General features: G+C 69.0%; 22 protein-coding genes. All 22 read left to right on the top strand.

Features of this window, described 5'->3' with window-relative positions; genetic code table 11:
* Positions 1-254 precede the first annotated feature (254 nt).
* The 22 genes from rpoB (at position 255) to HGCM_RS08050 (ending at position 20,491) form a co-directional block, all read left to right on the top strand.
* The gene (gene rpoB, locus HGCM_RS07945) at positions 255-3,761 is read left to right on the top strand and encodes a DNA-directed RNA polymerase subunit beta (protein WP_019136319.1); all 3,507 of its coding nucleotides are present in this window, start codon (positions 255-257) and stop codon (positions 3,759-3,761) included.
* 112 nt (positions 3,762-3,873) lie between these two features.
* Positions 3,874-7,743: a DNA-directed RNA polymerase subunit beta' gene (locus HGCM_RS07950; RefSeq protein ID WP_019136320.1), complete on the top strand. Its 3,870-nt coding sequence runs from the start codon at positions 3,874-3,876 to the stop codon at positions 7,741-7,743.
* Between the two features lie 492 nt (positions 7,744-8,235).
* Positions 8,236-8,604 (top strand): 30S ribosomal protein S12, encoded by a 369-nt coding sequence (gene rpsL / locus HGCM_RS07955; protein WP_013117883.1) that lies wholly within the window; start codon positions 8,236-8,238, stop codon positions 8,602-8,604.
* 5 nt (positions 8,605-8,609) lie between these two features.
* Positions 8,610-9,080: a 30S ribosomal protein S7 gene (gene rpsG, locus HGCM_RS07960; protein ID WP_019136321.1), complete on the top strand. Its 471-nt coding sequence runs from the start codon at positions 8,610-8,612 to the stop codon at positions 9,078-9,080.
* Between the two features lie 82 nt (positions 9,081-9,162).
* On the top strand, positions 9,163-11,265 hold the full coding sequence (gene fusA / locus HGCM_RS07965) for an elongation factor G (protein WP_019136322.1): 2,103 nt from the start codon (positions 9,163-9,165) through the stop codon (positions 11,263-11,265).
* A 121-nt stretch (positions 11,266-11,386) separates the two neighbouring features.
* Complete coding sequence (tuf, locus tag HGCM_RS07970; protein WP_019136323.1) at positions 11,387-12,580, top strand: elongation factor Tu; 1,194 nt, start codon at positions 11,387-11,389, stop codon at positions 12,578-12,580.
* 105 nt (positions 12,581-12,685) lie between these two features.
* The gene (locus tag HGCM_RS07975) at positions 12,686-13,183 is read left to right on the top strand and encodes a hypothetical protein (RefSeq protein ID WP_019136324.1); all 498 of its coding nucleotides are present in this window, start codon (positions 12,686-12,688) and stop codon (positions 13,181-13,183) included.
* Between the two features lie 333 nt (positions 13,184-13,516).
* Positions 13,517-13,825 (top strand): 30S ribosomal protein S10, encoded by a 309-nt coding sequence (rpsJ, locus tag HGCM_RS07980; protein ID WP_019136325.1) that lies wholly within the window; start codon positions 13,517-13,519, stop codon positions 13,823-13,825.
* 22 nt (positions 13,826-13,847) lie between these two features.
* Entirely contained in the window at positions 13,848-14,504 is a 657-nt protein-coding gene (rplC, locus tag HGCM_RS07985; RefSeq protein WP_019136326.1) for a 50S ribosomal protein L3, read from the top strand.
* A gap of 5 nt (positions 14,505-14,509) precedes the next feature.
* Positions 14,510-15,202, top strand: coding sequence for a 50S ribosomal protein L4 (gene rplD / locus HGCM_RS07990; RefSeq protein WP_026075342.1), 693 nt, complete (start codon positions 14,510-14,512; stop codon positions 15,200-15,202).
* Positions 15,199-15,501: a 50S ribosomal protein L23 gene (rplW, locus tag HGCM_RS07995; RefSeq protein WP_019136328.1), complete on the top strand. Its 303-nt coding sequence runs from the start codon at positions 15,199-15,201 to the stop codon at positions 15,499-15,501. Before rplD ends, rplW begins: the two co-directional genes overlap by 4 nt.
* 28 nt (positions 15,502-15,529) lie before the next feature.
* Positions 15,530-16,366 (top strand): 50S ribosomal protein L2, encoded by an 837-nt coding sequence (rplB, locus tag HGCM_RS08000; protein WP_019136329.1) that lies wholly within the window; start codon positions 15,530-15,532, stop codon positions 16,364-16,366.
* Positions 16,367-16,378: 12 nt separating this feature from the next.
* Positions 16,379-16,660 (top strand): 30S ribosomal protein S19, encoded by a 282-nt coding sequence (gene rpsS / locus HGCM_RS08005; protein ID WP_019136330.1) that lies wholly within the window; start codon positions 16,379-16,381, stop codon positions 16,658-16,660.
* A 50-nt stretch (positions 16,661-16,710) separates the two neighbouring features.
* Positions 16,711-17,091 (top strand): 50S ribosomal protein L22, encoded by a 381-nt coding sequence (gene rplV / locus HGCM_RS08010; RefSeq protein ID WP_019136331.1) that lies wholly within the window; start codon positions 16,711-16,713, stop codon positions 17,089-17,091.
* Entirely contained in the window at positions 17,091-17,921 is an 831-nt protein-coding gene (rpsC, locus tag HGCM_RS08015) for a 30S ribosomal protein S3 (protein ID WP_019136332.1), read from the top strand. Before rplV ends, rpsC begins: the two co-directional genes overlap by 1 nt.
* 3 nt (positions 17,922-17,924) lie before the next feature.
* Positions 17,925-18,341: a 50S ribosomal protein L16 gene (gene rplP / locus HGCM_RS08020; RefSeq protein WP_019136333.1), complete on the top strand. Its 417-nt coding sequence runs from the start codon at positions 17,925-17,927 to the stop codon at positions 18,339-18,341.
* Entirely contained in the window at positions 18,341-18,580 is a 240-nt protein-coding gene (gene rpmC / locus HGCM_RS08025) for a 50S ribosomal protein L29 (protein ID WP_019136334.1), read from the top strand. Before rplP ends, rpmC begins: the two co-directional genes overlap by 1 nt.
* Before the next feature lie 7 nt (positions 18,581-18,587).
* Positions 18,588-18,875, top strand: coding sequence for a 30S ribosomal protein S17 (gene rpsQ, locus HGCM_RS08030; RefSeq protein ID WP_019136335.1), 288 nt, complete (start codon positions 18,588-18,590; stop codon positions 18,873-18,875).
* 146 nt (positions 18,876-19,021) lie between these two features.
* A complete protein-coding gene (rplN, locus tag HGCM_RS08035) occupies positions 19,022-19,390 on the top strand; it encodes a 50S ribosomal protein L14 (protein WP_019136336.1) in 369 nt (122 codons plus the stop codon).
* A gap of 2 nt (positions 19,391-19,392) precedes the next feature.
* Complete coding sequence (gene rplX / locus HGCM_RS08040; protein WP_019136337.1) at positions 19,393-19,734, top strand: 50S ribosomal protein L24; 342 nt, start codon at positions 19,393-19,395, stop codon at positions 19,732-19,734.
* Positions 19,734-20,303: a 50S ribosomal protein L5 gene (gene rplE, locus HGCM_RS08045; protein WP_019136338.1), complete on the top strand. Its 570-nt coding sequence runs from the start codon at positions 19,734-19,736 to the stop codon at positions 20,301-20,303. The genes rplX and rplE overlap by 1 nt, the downstream gene beginning before the upstream one ends.
* A 2-nt stretch (positions 20,304-20,305) precedes the next feature.
* On the top strand, positions 20,306-20,491 hold the full coding sequence (locus HGCM_RS08050; RefSeq protein ID WP_019136339.1) for a type Z 30S ribosomal protein S14: 186 nt from the start codon (positions 20,306-20,308) through the stop codon (positions 20,489-20,491).
* The last annotated feature ends 53 nt before the right edge of the window (positions 20,492-20,544 follow it).

Consider the following 20,544-nt stretch of genomic DNA (forward strand, 5'->3'; position numbering starts at 1 on the left):
CCGGGTGCACGGGGCGCCGACGAGGACGTCGCAGCGCAGGCCCGATCGGGAAGCGTCGGCGGGCGTGCCTGGGCACGGTGGACTTTCGCGTGCGAGCCGAGTATGCTAGCGCTTTGCGCTGGCCTGTGCCCGCGATCTCAGATATCCCGAGCCGGAACCCGACGTACGTGCGCGTCGTGATCCGCCCTCGCGGCCGGGGGATCGCGCCTTGCCAGGCGGCGCAGCGTGCTCTCGACCGCAGGGAAGGACCCCTCTTGGCTGCCTCGCGCATCCCTTCTGCTCCGTCTGCCGACGCCATCGCGAACCGCACCGCATCCCGCCGCATCTCCTTCGCCAAGATCCACGAGCCGCTCGAGGTCCCCGACCTGCTCGGTCTGCAGACCGAGAGCTTCGACTGGCTGCTGGGCAACGAGCGCTGGCAGGCTCGTGTCGCCGCCGCCCTCGAGGCCGGCCGGACGGACGTCCCCGAGACCGCCGGTCTCGAGGAGATCTTCGAGGAGATCTCGCCGATCGAGGACTTCGGCGGCTCCATGTCCCTCTCGTTCCGCGAGCACCGCTTCGAGCCGCCGAAGTACACGGCCGAGGAGTGCAAGGAGAAGGACTTCACCTTCGCGGCGCCGCTGTTCGTCACGGCGGAGTTCGTCAACTACACGACCGGTGAGATCAAGAGCCAGACGGTCTTCATGGGCGACTTCCCGCTCATGACCGAGCGCGGCACCTTCATCATCAACGGCACCGAGCGCGTCGTCGTCTCCCAGCTCGTCCGCTCGCCGGGCGTCTACTTCGAGCGCGTGGCCGACAAGACGTCGGACAAGGACATCCTCACGGCGAAGGTCATCCCCAGCCGTGGCGCGTGGCTCGAGTTCGAGATCGACAAGCGCGACAACGTCGGCGTGCGCGTCGACCGCAAGCGCAAGCAGAACGCCACCGTCCTGCTCAAGGCGCTCGGCATGACCGAGGGCGAGATCCGCGAGGAGTTCGCGGCCTACCCGGCCGTCATCGACACGCTCGAGAAGGACCACGTCCAGACCCAGGACGAGGCGCTGCTCGACCTCTACCGCAAGATCCGCCCGGGCGAGCCGCCGACCGTCGAGGCCGGCCGCGCGCTGATCGAGAACTTCTACTTCAACCCGAAGCGCTACGACCTGGCGAAGGTCGGCCGCTACAAGCTGAACAAGAAGCTCGGCCAGGACGCCCCGCTCGGCGACTCGGTGCTCTCGGTCTCCGACGTCGTCGCGACGATCAAGTACCTCGCGGCGCTGCACGTGGACCAGGCGACCCTGCCCGGCCAGCGCGGCGGCGAGGCGGTCGAGATCCGCGTCGAGACGGACGACATCGACCACTTCGGCAACCGCCGCATCCGCGCGGTCGGCGAGCTCATCCAGAACCAGGTCCGCACGGGCCTGTCCCGGATGGAGCGCGTCGTGCGCGAGCGGATGACGACCCAGGACGTCGAGGCGATCACGCCGCAGACGCTGATCAACATCCGCCCCGTCGTGGCCTCCATCAAGGAGTTCTTCGGGACGAGCCAGCTGTCGCAGTTCATGGACCAGAACAACCCGCTCGCGGGCCTGACGCACAAGCGTCGTCTCTCGGCCCTCGGCCCGGGTGGTCTGTCGCGCGACCGCGCCGGCATGGAGGTCCGTGACGTCCACCCGTCGCACTACGGCCGCATGTGCCCGATCGAGACGCCCGAGGGCCCGAACATCGGCCTCATCGGCTCGCTCGCGAGCTACGGGCGGATCAACCCGTTCGGGTTCGTCGAGACGCCGTACCGCAAGGTCGTCAAGGGCAAGGTCACCGACGAGGTGCACTACCTGACCGCGGACGACGAGGACCGTCACGTCATCGCGCAGGCGAACGCGATGCTCCAGGCGGACGGCTCGTTCGCCGAGGACCGCGTCCTGGTGCGCGTCAAGGGCGGCGAGATCGAGTACGTCCCCGGCGAGACCGTGGACTACATGGACGTCTCCCCGCGCCAGATGGTGTCGGTCGCGACGGCCCTGATCCCGTTCCTCGAGCACGACGACGCGAACCGTGCCCTCATGGGCGCGAACATGCAGCGCCAGGCGGTGCCGCTGGTCCGCTCCGAGGCGCCGCTCGTCGGCACCGGCATGGAGCGCCGCGCGGCGGTCGACGCGGGCGACGTCATCGTCGCGACGAAGCCGGGTGTGGTCACCGAGGTGTCGGCCGACCTCATCACGGTCGCGAACGACGACGCGACGACGTCGACGTACCGCGTGGCGAAGTTCCGCCGCTCGAACCAGGGCACCAGCTACAACCAGCGGGTGCTGGTCGACACCGGCGCGCGCGTCGAGGTCGGCTCGGTGCTCGCCGACGGCCCGGCGACGGACGAGGGCGAGCTCGCGCTCGGCCGCAACCTGCTCGTCGCGTTCATGTCGTGGGAGGGCCACAACTACGAGGACGCGATCATCCTGTCGCAGCGCCTCGTGCAGGACGACGTCCTGTCCTCGATCCACATCGAGGAGCACGAGGTCGACGCGCGCGACACCAAGCTCGGCCCGGAGGAGATCACGCGGGACATCCCGAACGTCTCCGAGGAGGTCCTCGCGGACCTCGACGAGCGGGGCATCGTGCGCATCGGCGCCGAGGTCGGCGCGGGCGACGTGCTGGTCGGCAAGGTCACCCCGAAGGGCGAGACCGAGCTGACCCCGGAGGAGCGCCTGCTGCGCGCGATCTTCGGCGAGAAGGCGCGCGAGGTGCGCGACACGTCGCTCAAGGTGCCGCACGGCGAGTCCGGCACGGTCATCGAGGTCCGCACGTTCAACCGCGAGGACGGCGACGAGCTGCCCGCCGGCGTGAACGAGCTGGTCCGCGTGTACATCGCGCAGCGCCGCAAGATCACCGACGGTGACAAGCTCGCGGGCCGTCACGGCAACAAGGGCGTCATCTCGAAGATCCTGCCGGTCGAGGACATGCCGTTCCTCGCGGACGGCACGCCGGTCGACGTCGTGCTCAACCCGCTCGGCGTCCCCGGCCGCATGAACGTGGGCCAGGTCCTGGAGACCCACCTCGGGTGGGTCGCCAAGCAGGGCTGGGACGTGACGCTCGCCGAGGGCGACACGTCGTGGACCGCGGGCGTGCCGGAGATCGCGGCCTCGTCCGTCCCGGGCAACCCGGTCGCCACGCCGGTGTTCGACGGCGTGCCCGAGGAGACCCTCAGCGGTCTGCTCGGCACGACGCTGCCGAACCGCGACGGCGTGCGCACCGTCGGCCCCGACGGCAAGGCGCTGCTGTTCGACGGCCGCTCCGGCGAGCCGTTCCCGGACCCGGTGTCCGTCGGCTACATGTACATCCTCAAGCTGCACCACCTGGTCGACGACAAGATCCACGCGCGCTCGACCGGCCCGTACTCGATGATCACGCAGCAGCCGCTGGGTGGTAAGGCGCAGTTCGGCGGTCAGCGCTTCGGCGAGATGGAGGTGTGGGCGCTCGAGGCGTACGGCGCCGCCTACACGCTGCAGGAGCTGCTCACCATCAAGTCGGACGACGTCCCCGGCCGCGTGAAGGTCTACGAGGCGATCGTCAAGGGCGAGAACATCCCCGACTCGGGCATCCCGGAGTCGTTCAAGGTTCTGCTCAAGGAGATGCAGTCGCTCTGCCTGAACGTCGAGGTGCTGTCGTCCGACGGCGTCTCGATCGACATGAAGGAGAACGACGACGAGGTCTACCGCGCGGCGGAGGAGCTCGGCATCGACCTGTCCCGCCGCCCGAACGCCAGCAGCGTCGAGGAGATCTGACGCCGAGCCCCGGCGCCGGCCCACGTGGCCGGCGCCGGGCGCCCGCACCCCCTTGCACCATTCCGTCCGCCGGGACCCGTCCGGGACCGGCAAGCGAAGGAAGTAGGACCCCTTGCTCGACGTCAACGTCTTCGACGAGCTGCGCATCGGCCTGGCCACGGCCGACGACATCCGTGCCTGGTCGCACGGTGAGGTGAAGAAGCCCGAGACCATCAACTACCGCACCCTCAAGCCGGAGAAGGACGGGCTCTTCTGCGAGAAGATCTTCGGCCCCACCCGGGACTGGGAGTGCAACTGCGGCAAGTACAAGCGCGTGCGCTTCAAGGGCATCATCTGCGAGCGCTGCGGCGTCGAGGTGACCCGCTCGAAGGTCCGCCGTGAGCGCATGGGCCACATCGAGCTCGCCGCGCCCGTCACGCACATCTGGTTCTTCAAGGGCGTCCCGTCGCGCCTGGGCTACCTGCTCGACCTGGCGCCCAAGGACCTGGAGAAGGTCATCTACTTCGCGGCCTACATGATCACGTGGGTCGACGAGGAGGGCCGCCAGGAGGACCTGCCGAACCTCCAGAACGAGATCGACCTGGAGCGCAAGGAGATCGCGGACCGCCGCGACAACGACATCAACGCCCGCGCGCTCAAGCTCGAGCAGGACATCGCCGAGCTCGAGGCCGAGGGCGCCAAGTCCGACGCCAAGCGCAAGGTGCGCGACTCGGCCGAGCGCGAGATGGCGCAGCTGCGCAAGCGCGCCGACGCCGAGATCGAGCGCCTCGAGACGGTCTGGGACCGGTTCAAGAACCTCAAGGTCGCGGACCTCGAGGGCGACGAGATGCTCTACCGCGCGCTGCAGGACCGCTACGGCAACTACTTCGAGGGCTCGATGGGCGCCGCGGCGATCCAGAAGCGCCTCGAGGCCTTCGACCTGGAGGCGGAGTCGGAGTCCCTGCGCGAGACCATCCGGACGGGCAAGGGCCAGCGCAAGACGCGTGCCCTCAAGCGCCTCAAGGTCGTCAACGCGTTCCTCACGACGAGCAACTCGCCGACGGGCATGGTCCTGGACGCGGTCCCGGTCATCCCGCCGGACCTGCGCCCGATGGTCCAGCTCGACGGTGGCCGCTTCGCCACGTCGGACCTCAACGACCTGTACCGCCGCGTCATCAACCGGAACAACCGCCTCAAGCGGCTCCTGGACCTGGGCGCGCCGGAGATCATCGTCAACAACGAGAAGCGGATGCTCCAGGAGGCCGTCGACTCGCTGTTCGACAACGGCCGCCGCGGCCGCCCGGTCACGGGCCCCGGCAACCGCCCGCTGAAGTCGATCTCCGACATGCTCAAGGGCAAGCAGGGCCGGTTCCGCCAGAACCTGCTCGGCAAGCGCGTCGACTACTCCGGCCGTTCGGTCATCGTGGTCGGCCCGCAGCTCAAGCTGCACCAGTGCGGCCTGCCCAAGCAGATGGCGCTCGAGCTGTTCAAGCCGTTCGTCATGAAGCGGCTCGTGGAGCTCAACCACGCGCAGAACATCAAGTCGGCCAAGCGCATGGTCGAGCGCGCCCGCCCGGTCGTGTGGGACGTGCTCGAGGAGGTCATCACCGAGCACCCGGTGCTGCTCAACCGCGCGCCCACGCTGCACCGTCTGGGCATCCAGGCGTTCGAGCCCCAGCTCGTCGAGGGCAAGGCGATCCACCTGCACCCGCTCGTCTGCGCCGCGTTCAACGCGGACTTCGACGGCGACCAGATGGCCGTCCACCTGCCCCTGAGCGCCGAGGCGCAGGCCGAGGCCCGCATCCTCATGCTCTCGAGCAACAACATCCTCAAGCCGTCGGACGGCCGTCCGGTGACCATGCCCTCGCAGGACATGATCATCGGCCTCTTCCACCTCACCTCGGACAAGCCGGGTGCGGAGGGCGAGGGCCGTGCGTTCAGCTCGGTGTCCGAGGCGATCATGGCGTTCGACCAGGGCACCCTGGACCTCAACGCCGTCGTGAAGATCCGCTTCGACGACCTCGTCCTGACGGCCGAGCAGGCGCCCGAGGGCTGGGAGCCGGGTCAGTCGCTGCTGTGGGAGACCACGCTCGGCCGTGCCCTGTTCAACGAGCTGCTGCCGATCGACTACCCGTACGAGAACGGCGTCGTCGACAAGAAGCGTCTCTCCGCGATCGTCAACGACCTCGCCGAGCGCTACCCGAAGGTCGCCGTCGCGGCGTCCCTCGACGCGCTCAAGGAGGCCGGCTTCCGCTGGGCGACCCGCTCCGGCGTGACCATCGCGATCTCCGACGTCGCCACCCCGGCGGCGAAGGCGCAGATCCTCGAGGAGCACGAGGCGCGCGCGGCGAAGGTGCAGGGCCAGTACGACAAGGGCCTCATCACCGACGACGAGCGTCGCCAGGAGCTCATCGAGATCTGGACGCAGGCCACCGACAAGGTCGCCAAGGCGATGCAGGAGAACTTCCCTGCGCGCAACACGGTGTACCGGATGGTCGGCTCGGGCGCGCGCGGCAACTGGATGCAGGTCCGCCAGATCGCCGGCATGCGCGGCCTCGTGGCGAACCCGAAGGGCGAGATCATCCCCCGCCCGATCAAGTCCAACTACCGCGAGGGCCTGTCCGTCCTCGAGTACTTCATCGCGACGCACGGCGCCCGCAAGGGTCTGGCGGACACCGCTCTGCGGACCGCCGACTCCGGCTACCTCACGCGTCGTCTGGTGGACGTCTCGCAGGACGTCATCGTCCGCGAGGAGGACTGCGGCACCGAGCGCGGCCTGACGATGCCGATCGGCACCGCGACCGCGGACGGCACGCTGCGCCGCCACGACAAGGTCGAGACGAGCGTCTACTCGCGGACCCTGGCCACCGACGTCGAGATCGACGGCGAGGTCGTGGGCCGTGCGGGCGACGACGTGGGCGACGTGCTGCTCGACCGCCTGCTCGAGGCGGGCGTGGAGCAGCTCAAGGTGCGCTCCGTGCTCACCTGCGAGTCGCGCGTCGGCACGTGCGCGAAGTGCTACGGCCGCTCGCTGGCGACGGGCAAGCTCGTCGACATCGGCGAGGCCGTCGGCATCATCGCGGCGCAGTCGATCGGTGAGCCCGGCACCCAGCTGACGATGCGGACGTTCCACACCGGTGGTGTGGCCTCGGCCGACGACATCACGCAGGGTCTGCCGCGCGTCCAGGAGCTCTTCGAGGCCCGCACCCCCAAGGGTGAGGCGCCGATCGCGGAGTTCTCGGGCCGGGTCGAGATCGAGGAGGGCGACCGCACCCGTGCGATCGTCCTGACGCCGGACGACGGCTCCGAGCCGATCAAGTACCCGATCACCAAGCGCTCGCGCCTGCTGGTCGGCGACGGCGACCACGTCGGTGTCGGCACGCAGCTCGTCCAGGGCGCGGTCGACCCGAAGAAGGTGCTGCGCATCCTGGGTCCGCGCAAGACGCAGGAGCACCTGGTCGACGAGGTGCAGGAGGTCTACCGCTCGCAGGGCGTGGACATCCACGACAAGCACATCGAGGTCATCGTCCGCCAGATGCTGCGCCGCGTGACGGTGCTGGACTCCGGCACGACGGACCTGCTCCCGGGCGAGCTCGCCGAGTCGGGCCGCTTCCAGGACGCGAACCGTCGCGCCGTGGCGGAGGGTGGCCAGCCGGCCTCCGGCCGTCCGGAGCTGATGGGCATCACGAAGGCGTCGCTCGCGACGGACTCGTGGCTGTCGGCGGCGTCCTTCCAGGAGACGACCCGGGTGCTCACCGAGGCCGCGATGTCGGGCCGTTCCGACCCGCTGCTCGGCCTCAAGGAGAACGTCATCCTCGGCAAGCTCATCCCGGCCGGTACGGGCCTGCCCCGCTACCGCAACATCGAGGTGGAGCCGACCGAGGAGGCCAAGGCCGAGCTCTACCCGAGCTTCGGCTACGACGAGATCGACTTCCCCGCCCTGGGCCTCGGCTCGGGCGAGGCGATCCCGCTCGAGGACATCGACTTCGGCGACTACCGCTGACGTCAGGTCTCACCCCGCAGGGGCTCGCCGTTCGCGGCGGGCCCCTGCGGCCGTCCGGGCCCGGTGCCGTCCGGGCCGGCGCCGCACCGTTCGGACGGGAATGCGGGGGAGCCCGCAGCCGTTCCACTCGACGGAGCCTGCGCCCCGGGCCTGCTGCTTTGACCGAGCAGACCCGCGCAGGTACCGTTGGACACCGTGCCCGCGCCGTCGGGCCCTCGCGCGTGCACTCGCGCGGCACACCCCGTGGCAGGACAGGGCGGGGGCGCCGCACGAGGACGCCGGGTGGAGAAGCTCCATCGCGCGACGTCGACCCGACCAGAAGGCTCTGGCGGTCGCGTCGCGGCCGGACGGGGCGACACGCCCGGGCGCGGGGGTCGGTTCGGGACGACAGACCACCGGGGTAGCCGCGCGACGGGCGGCGAGCCGACACATGCCGGCCGTCCAGGGTGACGGGTCCGGTCGACCAGAGCTCATCTATCAGACGGAGACGTAGTGCCTACGATCCAGCAGCTGGTCCGCAAGGGCCGGCAGGCGAAGACGAACAAGTCGAAGACGCCTGCCCTCAAGGGCAGCCCGCAGCGCCGCGGTGTGTGCACGCGCGTGTACACCACGACCCCGAAGAAGCCGAACTCGGCCCTGCGCAAGGTGGCCCGTGTCCGCCTGTCCAGCGGCATCGAGGTCACGGCGTACATCCCGGGCGTCGGCCACAACCTGCAGGAGCACTCGATCGTGCTCGTGCGCGGCGGCCGTGTGAAGGACCTTCCCGGTGTCCGCTACAAGATCGTCCGTGGTGCCCTCGACACTCAGGGCGTGAAGAACCGTAAGCAGGCGCGCAGCCGCTACGGCGCGAAGAAGGGCTGACACCGATGCCTCGTAAGGGTCCCGCTCCGAAGCGGCCGCTCATCGTCGACCCCGTCTACGGGTCGCCGGTCGTCACGCAGCTCATCAACAAGATCCTCCTGGACGGCAAGAAGACCGTCGCGGAGTCGATCGTCTACGGCGCCCTCGAGGGCGTGCGCGACAAGACCCAGCAGGACCCGGTCGTCGTGCTCAAGCGCGCGCTCGACAACGTGCGTCCGTCGCTCGAGGTCAAGTCCCGCCGCGTCGGTGGTGCGACCTACCAGGTGCCGATCGAGGTGCGCCCCACGCGCTCCACGACGCTGGCGCTGCGCTGGCTGACCGACTACGCCCGCGCCCGTCGTGAGAAGACCATGACGGAGAAGCTCATGAACGAGATCCTCGACGCGTCCAACGGCCTCGGTGCCGCGGTGAAGCGCCGCGAGGACATGCACAAGATGGCCGAGTCGAACCGGGCGTTCGCGCACTACCGCTGGTAAGACTCGCCGGTCGCGGCCGGCCCGCACGAACCCGTGCGGGCGGGCCGCACCCCCACCAGCCAACCGACAAGGGGCGAAACACGTGGCACTGGACGTGCTGACGGACCTCACCAAGGTCCGCAACATCGGCATCATGGCGCACATCGATGCCGGCAAGACCACCACCACCGAGCGGATCCTGTTCTACACCGGGGTCAACTACAAGATCGGTGAGACGCACGACGGCGCGTCGACGATGGACTGGATGGAGCAGGAGCAGGAGCGCGGCATCACGATCACGTCGGCCGCGACGACCTGCTACTGGAAGAACAACCAGATCAACATCATCGACACCCCGGGCCACGTGGACTTCACGGTCGAGGTCGAGCGCTCGCTGCGCGTCCTCGACGGCGCGGTCGCCGTCTTCGACGGCAAGGAGGGCGTCGAGCCCCAGTCCGAGACGGTGTGGCGCCAGGCCGACAAGTACGACGTCCCGCGCATCTGCTTCGTCAACAAGATGGACAAGCTCGGCGCGGACTTCTACTTCACGGTGAAGACGATCGTCGACCGCCTCAAGGCCAAGCCGCTGGTCATCCAGCTGCCGATCGGCTCGGAGAGCGACTTCATCGGCGTCGTCGACCTGGTCGAGATGCGTGCCCTCGTGTGGCGCGGCGAGACCGCCCTGGGCGAGAAGTACGAGATCGAGGACATCCCGGCCGACCTGCAGGAGAAGGCGGAGCAGTACCGCGCCGAGCTCCTCGAGTCCGTCGCGGAGACCGACGACGAGCTGCTCGAGAAGTTCCTCGGCGGCGAGGAGCTGACGGTCGCCGAGATCAAGGCGGGCATCCGCTCGCTCACGACCTCGTCGCAGGCGTACCCCGTCCTGTGCGGCTCGGCCTTCAAGAACAAGGGCGTCCAGCCCATGCTCGACGCGGTCATCGACTACCTGCCGTCGCCGCTCGACGTGCCGGCCGTCCAGGGCCACGACGTCAAGGACGAGGCCGTCGAGGTGCTGCGCCACCCGGACGCCGCGGAGCCGTTCTCGGCCCTGGCGTTCAAGGTCGCGGCGCACCCGTTCTTCGGCAAGCTGACCTACGTCCGCGTGTACTCGGGCAAGGTCGAGCAGGGCGCCCAGGTGCTCAACTCGACCAAGGGGAAGAAGGAGCGCATCGGGAAGCTCTTCCAGATGCACTCCAACAAGGAGAACCCCGTCCCCGAGGCGCAGGCCGGGCACATCTACGCCTTCATCGGTCTCAAGGACGTCACCACCGGTGACACCCTGTCGGACCCGTCGGCGCCGGTCGTGCTGGAGTCCATGACCTTCCCGGAGCCCGTCATCGACGTGGCGATCGAGCCGAAGACGAAGGGTGACCAGGAGAAGCTCTCCACGGCCATCCAGAAGCTCGCCGAGGAGGACCCGACCTTCCGCGTCAAGCTCGACGAGGAGACCGGCCAGACCGTCATCGGCGGCATGGGCGAGCTCCACCTCGACATCCTCGTCGACCGCATGCGGCGCGAGTTCAAGGTCGAGGCGAACGTCGGCAAGCCGCAGGTCGCCTACCGCGAGACGATCCGTCGCTCGGTCGAGAAGATGGACTACGTCCACAAGAAGCAGACCGGTGGCTCGGGCCAGTACGCGAAGGTCCAGGTGACCTTCGAGCCGCTGGACCCGGCCGAGGGCGAGCTGTACGCGTTCGAGAACGCCGTCACCGGCGGTCGCATCCCGCGCGAGTACATCCCGTCGGTCGACGCGGGCATCCAGAGCGCGATGCAGCAGGGCGTGCTCGCGGGCTTCCCGATGGTCGGCGTCAAGGCGACGCTGGTCGACGGCGCGTACCACGACGTCGACTCGTCCGAGATGGCGTTCAAGATCGCGGGCTCGATGGTCCTCAAGGAGGCCGCACGCAAGGCCGACCCGGCTCTCCTGGAGCCGATCATGGCGGTCGAGGTGCGTACCCCCGAGGACTACATGGGTGACGTGATCGGCGACCTCAACTCGCGGCGCGGCATGATCCAGTCCATGGAGGACGCGACGGGCGTGAAGGTGATCCGCGCCCAGGTCCCGCTCTCCGAGATGTTCGGGTACGTCGGCGACCTGCGGTCCAAGACCCAGGGTCGTGCGGTGTACTCGATGCAGTTCGACAGCTACGCCGAGGTTCCTCGCAACGTGGCCGACGAGATCATCAAGAAGACCCGGGGCGAGTAGTCCCACAGGTCGACACCTGCAGTACCAAGATTCACAACCGACCAGTAGGACCGCACGCTCGGCGACTACCGTCAGGTGGTCGCAGACGGGCAATCTCTACCAAGTCCGAGGAGGACACCCAGTGGGCAAGGCGAAGTTCGAGCGGACGAAGCCGCACGTCAACATCGGGACCATCGGTCACGTCGACCACGGCAAGACGACGCTGACCGCCGCGATCTCGAAGGTGCTGCACGACAAGTACCCGGACCTGAACCCCTTCACGCCGTTCGACGAGATCGACAAGGCGCCGGAGGAGAAGCAGCGCGGTATCACGATCAACATCGCGCACGTCGAGTACCAGACGGAGAAGCGTCACTACGCGCACGTCGACGCGCCGGGTCACGCCGACTACATCAAGAACATGATCACGGGTGCCGCCCAGATGGACGGCGCGATCCTCGTGGTCGCCGCGACGGACGGCCCGATGGCCCAGACGCGTGAGCACGTCCTGCTCGCCCGTCAGGTCGGCGTCCCCTACCTGCTCGTGGCGCTCAACAAGTCCGACGTCGTCGACGACGAGGAGATCCTCGAGCTCGTCGAGGTCGAGGTCCGTGAGCTCCTCTCGTCGCAGGGCTTCCCCGGCGACGACGTGCCGGTCGTGCGCGTCTCGGGCCTCAAGGCGCTCGAGGGCGACCCGCAGTGGGTCAAGTCGGTCGAGGACCTGCTCGACGCCGTCGACGAGAACGTCCCGGACCCGGTCCGCGACATCGACAAGCCGTTCCTCATGCCGATCGAGGACGTGTTCACGATCACCGGTCGTGGCACCGTCGTCACCGGTCGTGTCGAGCGCGGTCAGCTCAAGGTGAACGAGGAGGTGGAGATCGTCGGCATCAAGGAGAAGGCGATCAAGACCACCGTCACCGGTGTCGAGATGTTCCGCAAGCTGCTCGACTACGCCGAGGCCGGCGAGAACGTCGGTCTGCTCCTGCGCGGCACCAAGCGCGAGGAGGTGGAGCGCGGCCAGGTCGTCGTGAAGCCGGGTTCGATCACGCCGCACACCGAGTTCGAGGGCCAGGTCTACATCCTCGCCAAGGACGAGGGTGGCCGTCACAACCCCTTCTACTCGAACTACCGTCCGCAGTTCTACTTCCGGACGACCGACGTCACCGGCGTCATCACGCTGCCCGAGGGCACCGAGATGGTCATGCCCGGCGACAACACCGAGATCCACGTCGACCTCATCCAGCCCATTGCGATGGAGGAGGGCCTCGGCTTCGCCATCCGTGAGGGTGGCCGCACCGTCGGCTCGGGCCGCGTGACCAAGATCCTCAAGTGATCTGATCCTCGCGACCGCCGCGCCCCGCGCGGCTCGCACCGACAGGGCCCGGATGCCTCGGCATCCGGGCCCTGTCGCGTCCCCGGCGCCGCTACGGTGTGGCGCATGCCGACGCCGACCGCCGTCCAGCCGTGGCCCGAGCTCGGGCGCGGTGGCCGCGCCCAGGCCGAGCTGCTCCTGCCGAACGTGCCGCGCACGCGGGTGCGGCACGACCTGGAGCGCGCGCTCGGCGGCCAGCGCCGGCTCGACCTGCGGTGGACCGACGAGAACGTGCTCGAGGTCCGGGGGCGCGGCCGGTTCCTGCTCAACCTGCTCGAGCTGTCGTTCTTCCAGGCGTTCATGCCCGAGCTCCAGCACCCGACCGTGCTGCGGGTCGAGGTGGGGGACGACGCGGCGGGCGGCACCGTGCTCGTGCTGACGGTGCTCACCCGCTCGGCGTCGGGTGCCCTCGGGCTCGACCGCCGTGCGCCGCGGGCGCTCGCGCGGTACGTCGACGACCTGCACGCCGAGGGCGAGTCCGTCGTGGTGGGCCCCTGGCAGGTCGTCGCGCAGGGCGAGCAGTTCGAGGGCGGCGGGGAGCCGGCGCCGCTGCCGCCCCAGTAGGGCGTCGCCGGACCCTCGACCGCGGGCCGTGTGCCGGACGTCACGGGGGTCGACGGCCGCCGGATCCCGCACAGGGATTGGAGTTTGCCCGGGTCGTCTGGCAGACTGTTCAAGTTGCCCGCTGGGGTGGTGCGTTCACGCGCGCCCGACCGGGAGGGCGAACAAGCGTGGTCGAGCATCCGGACCCCGGGGTCACCCGGCGGGGGAGGCTCGACAACAACCACCGACCTGGTACCGGAACGGTACGCAGCGCTGGGGCGCGTCGCGCGAAGCGACACGCCCGAGTGCGGGGGTCGGACGGACCGGTTCGAAGAGAGAGAAGTAGACGACGCCATGGCGGGACAGAAGATCCGCATCCGGCTCAAGTCCTACGACCACGAGGTCATCGACAGCTCGGCGCGCCGCATCGTCGACACGGTGACTCGCGCTGGTGCGTCGGTCGTGGGTCCGGTGCCTCTGCCGACGGAGAAGAACGTCTTCGTCGTCATCCGGTCGCCCCACAAGTACAAGGACAGCCGCGAGCACTTCGAGATGCGCACCCACAAGCGCCTCATCGACATCATCGACCCCACGCCGAAGGCCGTCGACTCGCTCATGCGACTCGACCTGCCGGCGGACGTGAACATCGAGATCAAGCTCTGATCGCTGGGAAGGACTGATTTCTATGACCACCCAGCTCACGCGCCCCGTGACGGCGGTGCTCGGTCGCAAGCTCGGCATGACCCAGGTGTGGGACGAGGCCGGTCGCCTCGTGCCCGTCACGGTCGTCGAGATCGGCACGAACGTCGTCACGCAGGTGCGCTCCGCTGAGGCCGACGGTTACGCCGCGGTGCAGCTGGCCTTCGGCCAGATCGACCCGCGCAAGGTGACCAAGCCGCTCAAGGGCCACTTCGAGAAGGCCGGGGTCACCCCGCGCCGGCACGTGGCCGAGATCAAGACGTCGAACGCCGCCGAGTTCTCGGTGGGCCAGGAGCTCGGTGCGGACGTGTTCGCCGCCGGCCAGCTGGTCGACGTCGTCGGGACGACCAAGGGCAAGGGCACCGCCGGTGTCATGAAGCGTCACGGCTTCGCCGGCGTCAGCGCCTCCCACGGCTCGCACCGCAACCACCGCAAGCCCGGCTCGATCGGTGGCGCCTCGACGCCGTCGCGCGTGTTCAAGGGCCTGCGGATGGCCGGTCGGATGGGCAACGTCCGTCAGACCACCCAGAACCTGACCGTCCACGCGGTCGACGCCGAGCGCGGTCTGCTCCTCGTCAAGGGTGCCGTCCCCGGCCCCAAGGGCGGCGTCGTCCTCGTGAAGAACGCTGTGAAGGGTGCGTGACCACGATGAGTGACACGCTGACCGTCGACGTCCTCGACGCCTCGGGCAAGAAGGCCGGCCAGGCCGAGCTGCCCGCGGACGTCTTCGACGTGCAGACGAACGTCCCGCTGATCCACCAGGTCGTCGTCGCGCAGCTCGCGGCGGCTCGCCAGGGCACGCACGCGACGAAGACGCGTGGCGAGGTCCGCGGTGGCGGCAAGAAGCCGTACAAGCAGAAGGGCACCGGCCGCGCCCGTCAGGGCTCGACCCGTGCGCCGCAGTTCGCCGGCGGTGGCACCGTCCACGGCCCGCAGCCGCGTGACTACTCGCAGCGGACCCCGAAGAAGATGAAGGCCGCGGCGCTCCGCGGTGCTCTCTCGGACCGCGCCCGTGCGGGTCGCGTGCACGTCGTCTCGGGCTTCGCCCCGGGCACGGCGCCGTCGACCAAGGCCGCTCTCGCCGTGCTCGAGAACCTCTCGGGTCGCAAGAACGTCCTCGTCGTCGTCGAGCGCTCGGACGAGATCACGTGGAAGTCGCTGCGGAACGTCGAGCGGGTGCACCTGCTCGTGGCGGACCAGCTCAACACGTACGACGTCCTGATCTCGGACGACGTGGTCTTCACGCAGGGTGCGCTCGACGCGTTCCTCGCGGGCCCCGCCAAGGGTGCCAAGGCCACCGCCACCTCGACCGAGGCCGAGGCGCAGGAGGAGACCAAGTGAGCACCGTCGGCAAGGACCCCCGCGACATCCTGATCGCGCCGGTCGTCTCCGAGAAGAGCTACGGCCTGCTGGACGAGGGGAAGTACACCTTCCTCGTCGACCCGCGCGCCAACAAGACCGAGATCAAGATCGCCGTCGAGCAGGTGTTCGGCGTGAAGGTCGACTCGGTCAACACCGCGAACCGGCAGGGCAAGGCCCGTCGGACCCGCTTCGGCACTGGTCGTCGCAAGGACACGAAGCGTGCGATCGTCACCCTCCGCGAGGGCACGATCGACATCTTCGGCGGTCCGGTCGGCTGAGCCAAGAGCAGAGTGAGGACAGCTCCCCATGGGAATCCGTAAGTACAAGCCGACGACCCCGGGCCGTCGTGGCTCGTCGGTCGCCGACTTCGTCGAGATCACGCGCTCCACGCCGGAGAAGTCGCTGGTCCGTCCGCTGAGCAAGTCGGGCGGCCGTAACTCGAGCGGTCGTGTGACCACGCGCCACCACGGTGGCGGTCACAAGCGCGCCTACCGTGTCATCGACTTCCGTCGTCACGACAAGGACGGCGTGCCGGCCAAGGTCGCGCACATCGAGTACGACCCGAACCGCACCGCGCGCATCGCGCTGCTGCACTACGCCGACGGCGAGAAGCGCTACATCATCGCGCCGAACAAGCTGCAGCAGGGCGACGTCGTCGAGAACGGCCCCGGCGCCGACATCAAGCCCGGCAACAACCTGCCGCTGCGCAACATCCCGACCGGTACGGTCATCCACGCCATCGAGCTGCGGCCCGGCGGCGGTGCGAAGATCGCGCGCTCGGCCGGCACGTCCGTGCAGCTCGTCGCGAAGGACGGCCCGTACGCGCAGCTGCGCATGCCGTCCGGCGAGATCCGCAACGTCGACCTGCGCTGCCGCGCGACGGTCGGCGAGGTCGGCAACGCCGAGCAGTCGAACATCAACTGGGGCAAGGCCGGCCGCATGCGCTGGAAGGGCAAGCGCCCGACCGTCCGCGGTGTCGCGATGAACCCGATCGACCACCCGCACGGTGGTGGTGAGGGCAAGACGTCCGGTGGTCGTCACCCGGTCAGCCCCTGGGGCCAGCCCGAGGGCCGCACCCGTCGTCCGAACAAGCCGAGCGACAAGCTCATCGTGCGCCGTCGGCGCACCGGCAAGAAGCGCTGATAGGAGCCTGAGATGCCTCGTTCCCTGAAGAAGGGCCCGTTCGTCGACGGCCACCTGCAGAAGAAGGTCGACGCGCAGAACACGGCCGGCACGAAGAACGTCATCAAGACGTGGTCGCGCCGTTCGGTCATCACGCCGGACTTCCTCGGCCACACGTTCGCCGTGCACGACGGCCGCAAGCACACCCCGGTGTTCGTGACGGAGGCGATGGTCGGGCACAAGCTCGGCGAGTTCGCCCCGACGCGGACGTTCCGCGGCCACGAGAAGGACGACCGGAAGGGCCGTCGCCGCTGACCTCGGGTCAGCCGGTGACGACTCCGACGGCAGAGACAGGAGCAGACACGATGGAAGCCAAGGCGAAGGCGCGGTTCGTCCGCGTCACGCCCCAGAAGGCTCGGCGCGTCGTCGACCTCATCCGTGGCAAGCAGGCGGCGGAGGCCGTGGCGGTGCTGAAGTTCGCGCCCCAGGCCGCCGCGGAGCCCGTCCTCAAGACGGTGCAGTCGGCGGTCGCGAACGCGGTCGAGGGTGCCAAGCGCAACAGCCAGCGGCTCGACGAGCAGGACCTCTACATCTCCGAGGTCTTCGTCGACGAGGGCCCGACGCTCAAGCGGTTCCGCCCGCGCGCGCAGGGTCGCGCCGGCCGGATCCTCAAGCGCACGAGCCACATCACGGTCGTCGTCTCCCAGCGGGAGAAGGCGGCGCAGTCCAAGGGAGGGACCCGCTAGTGGGACAGAAGGTCAACCCGCTCGGGTACCGCCTGGGCATCACCACCGACCACCGCTCGCGCTGGTTCGCCGACTCGACCAAGCAGGGTCAGCGGTACCGCGACTACGTCCGTGAGGACGTCCAGATCCGCAAGCTCATGAGCACGGGCCTGGAGCGCGCCGGCATCGCCAAGGTCGAGATCGAGCGCACGCGCGACCGCGTCCGCGTCGACATCCACACCGCCCGCCCGGGCATCGTCATCGGGCGTCGCGGTGCGGAGGCCGACCGCATCCGCGGCGAGCTCGAGAAGCTCACGGGCAAGCAGGTCCAGCTGAACATCCTCGAGGTGAAGAACGCCGAGATCGAGGCCCAGCTGGTCGCCCAGGGCATCGCCGAGCAGCTCGCGAGCCGCGTCTCGTTCCGTCGCGCCATGCGCAAGGGCATCCAGTCCGCGCAGCGCGCCGGCGCCAAGGGCATCCGCGTGCAGGTCTCCGGCCGCCTCGGCGGCGCGGAGATGAGCCGCACGGAGTTCTACCGCGAGGGCCGTGTGCCGCTGCACACGCTCCGCGCCAACATCGACTACGGGTTCTTCGAGGCCCGCACGACCTTCGGCCGCATCGGCGTGAAGGTGTGGGTCTACAAGGGCGACATGACGGAGAAGGAGTGGGCGCGCGAGCAGGCGTCGCAGGCTCCGCGTCCGTCGCGCGGCCCGCGTGGTGACCGGGGCGACCGCGGTGAGCGCGGTGGCCGTGGCCCCCGTCGCGAGCGCGCCGAGGCTCCCGCCGCCGAGAGCAGCGAGGCCGTCGAGGTCAACCCCGAGGCGACCCCTGAGACCGGAACGGAGGCCTGAGCCGTGCTGATCCCGCGCAGGCTGAAGCACCGCAAGCAGCACCACCCGAAGCGCTCCGGCGCCTCGACGGGTGGCACGACGATCTCGTTCGGCGACTACGGCATCCAGGCCCTCGAGCCCGCCTACGTCACGAACCGCCAGATCGAGGCTGCTCGTATCGCGATGACCCGCCACATCAAGCGTGGCGGCAAGGTCTGGATCAACATCTACCCGGACCGCCCGCTGACCAAGAAGCCCGCCGAGACCCGCATGGGCTCCGGCAAGGGCTCGCCGGAGTGGTGGGTCGCCAACGTCAAGCCGGGCCGAGTGATGTTCGAGCTCGCCGGCGTCCCGGAGCCGCTCGCGCGTGAGGCCATGCGCCGCGCGCAGCACAAGCTCCCGATGAAGACCCGTTTCGTGGTTCGCGAGGGTGGTAACTGATGGCGATCGGAACCAAGGACCTGGCTCCGGCCGAGCTGGACGGCTTCGACGACGAGAAGCTCGTCGCGGAGCTCAAGAAGGCCAAGGAGGAGCTGTTCAACCTCCGTTTCCAGTCGGCCACCGGCCAGCTCGAGAGCCACGGTCGACTCAAGGCCGTGCGTCGCGACATCGCGCGGATCTACACGATCCTGCGCGAGCGCGAGCTCGGCATCCGGACCGCTCCGACCGCGAGCGAGTGAGGCAGGCATGAGCACCAAGCAGCACACCACCGCCACGGCGGAGCACCGCGCGTACCGCAAGACGCGCCGCGGCTACGTCGTGAGCGACAAGATGGACAAGACCGTCGTGGTCGAGGTCGAGGACCGGGTCAAGCACCCGCTCTACGGCAAGGTCATGCGGCGTTCGAGCAAGGTCAAGGCGCACGACGAGCAGAACTCGGCGGGCATCGGCGACCTCGTGCTCATCATGGAGACCCGGCCGCTGTCCGCCACCAAGCGGTGGCGCGTGGTCGAGATCCTCGAGAAGGCCAAGTAAGCAGCACCACCCAAGTTGCCCACGGGCGGCGGGCGGTCACCCCGCCCGCCGCGACGTGTGCATCACGGCAACTATCCGTTCGGACAGGCTCGCCGGCCCCCTTCGGGGTGCGGGACGAGAACCCGCCAGACGTCAGGAGTAGGTAGATGATCCAGCAGGAGTCGCGACTGCGTGTCGCCGACAACACGGGTGCGAAGGAGATCCTCTGCATCCGTGTCCTCGGCGGCTCCGGCCGTCGCTACGCCGGCATCGGCGACGTCATCGTCGCCACCGTCAAGGACGCGATCCCCGGCGGCAACGTCAAGAAGGGCGACGTCGTCAAGGCGGTCGTCGTGCGCACCGTCAAGGAGCGCCGCCGGCCCGACGGCTCGTACATCAAGTTCGACGAGAACGCCGCGGTGATCCTCAAGAACGACGGCGAGCCGCGCGGCACCCGCATCTTCGGCCCCGTGGGCCGCGAGCTGCGCGACAAGAAGTTCATGAAGATCATCTCGCTGGCTCCGGAGGTGCTCTGACCATGGCGAAGATCAAGAAGGGCGACCTGGTGGTCGTCATCTCCGGCCGTGACAAGGGCCAGCAGGGCCGCGTGCTCGAGGTCCTCACCGAGTCGCAGCGCGTCGTCGTCGAGGGCGTCCAGCGCGTGCAGAAGCACGTGAAGGCCGGCCAGACCTCGCGCGGCACGCGCACCGGTGGCATCGAGACCGTCGAGGCGCCGATCCACATCAGCAACGTGATGCTCGTGGACCCGGAGACCAAGAAGGGCACCCGGGTCGGGTACCGCACCGAGCAGGTCGAGCGTGACGGCCGCGTCCGGACGGTTCGCGTCCGCGTCGCCAAGCGCTCGGGGAAGGACGTCTGATGACGACCACGATCGAGGCCCCGGCCACCCCCCGGCTCAAGGCCCGCTACAACGACGAGATCAAGCCGGCGCTCAACACGCAGTTCTCGTACGACAACATCAACCAGGTCCCGCGCCTGGTGAAGATCGTCGTGAACATGGGTGTCGGCGACGCCGCCAAGGACTCCAAGCTCATCGAGGGCGCGATCCGCGACCTGACCCAGATCACGGGCCAGAAGCCGCAGGTCACCAAGGCCCGCAAGTCGATCGCGCAGTTCAAGCTGCGCGAGGGCATGCCGATCGGCGCGCACGTCACGCTGCGCGGCGACCGGGCGTGGGAGTTCCTGGACCGCCTGCTGTCGACGGCCCTGCCGCGCATCCGCGACTTCCGCGGCCTGTCGGCGAACCAGTTCGACGGCCACGGCAACTACACCTTCGGCCTCACGGAGCAGTCGATGTTCCACGAGATCGACCAGGACAAGATCGACCGCGTCCGCGGCATGGACATCACGGTCGTGACCACCGCGACGACGGACGACGAGGGTCGCGCCTTCCTCAAGCTCCTCGGCTTCCCGTTCAAGGAGAACTGACAATGGCGAAGACCGCTCTGATCAACAAGGCCAACGAGAAGCCGAAGTTCGGCGTGCGTGGCTACACGCGCTGCCAGCGCTGCGGCCGGCCGCGCTCGGTGTACCGCAAGTTCGGCCTGTGCCGGATCTGCGTGCGGGAGATGGCCCACCGCGGCGAGCTCCCCGGCGTCACCAAGAGCAGCTGGTAACCCACTCAGGAACGAACGTCGGTAGGTCCCCGCTCGTCCACCGGACGAGCGGG

The organism is Cellulomonas massiliensis JC225, assembly GCF_000312005.1.
Classification (GTDB): Bacteria; Actinomycetota; Actinomycetes; order Actinomycetales; family Cellulomonadaceae; genus Cellulomonas; species Cellulomonas massiliensis.

What these genes read in the sequence shown, in the direction of transcription:
- rpmC (WP_019136334.1), top strand. Translation starts at nt 18,341, where the DNA reads ATGGCGATCGGAACCAAGGACCTGGCTCCGGCCGAGCTGGACGGCTTC.
- rplE (WP_019136338.1), top strand. Translation starts at nt 19,734, where the DNA reads ATGACGACCACGATCGAGGCCCCGGCCACCCCCCGGCTCAAGGCCCGC.
- rpsS (WP_019136330.1), top strand. Translation starts at nt 16,379, where the DNA reads ATGCCTCGTTCCCTGAAGAAGGGCCCGTTCGTCGACGGCCACCTGCAG.
- rplB (WP_019136329.1), top strand. Translation starts at nt 15,530, where the DNA reads ATGGGAATCCGTAAGTACAAGCCGACGACCCCGGGCCGTCGTGGCTCG.
- rplV (WP_019136331.1), top strand. Translation starts at nt 16,711, where the DNA reads ATGGAAGCCAAGGCGAAGGCGCGGTTCGTCCGCGTCACGCCCCAGAAG.
- rpsJ (WP_019136325.1), top strand. Translation starts at nt 13,517, where the DNA reads ATGGCGGGACAGAAGATCCGCATCCGGCTCAAGTCCTACGACCACGAG.
- rplN (WP_019136336.1), top strand. Translation starts at nt 19,022, where the DNA reads ATGATCCAGCAGGAGTCGCGACTGCGTGTCGCCGACAACACGGGTGCG.
- rpsG (WP_019136321.1), top strand. Translation starts at nt 8,610, where the DNA reads ATGCCTCGTAAGGGTCCCGCTCCGAAGCGGCCGCTCATCGTCGACCCC.
- rplC (WP_019136326.1), top strand. Translation starts at nt 13,848, where the DNA reads ATGACCACCCAGCTCACGCGCCCCGTGACGGCGGTGCTCGGTCGCAAG.
- HGCM_RS07975 (WP_019136324.1), top strand. Translation starts at nt 12,686, where the DNA reads ATGCCGACGCCGACCGCCGTCCAGCCGTGGCCCGAGCTCGGGCGCGGT.
- rplD (WP_026075342.1), top strand. Translation starts at nt 14,510, where the DNA reads ATGAGTGACACGCTGACCGTCGACGTCCTCGACGCCTCGGGCAAGAAG.
- HGCM_RS08050 (WP_019136339.1), top strand. Translation starts at nt 20,306, where the DNA reads ATGGCGAAGACCGCTCTGATCAACAAGGCCAACGAGAAGCCGAAGTTC.
- rplX (WP_019136337.1), top strand. Translation starts at nt 19,393, where the DNA reads ATGGCGAAGATCAAGAAGGGCGACCTGGTGGTCGTCATCTCCGGCCGT.
- rpsQ (WP_019136335.1), top strand. Translation starts at nt 18,588, where the DNA reads ATGAGCACCAAGCAGCACACCACCGCCACGGCGGAGCACCGCGCGTAC.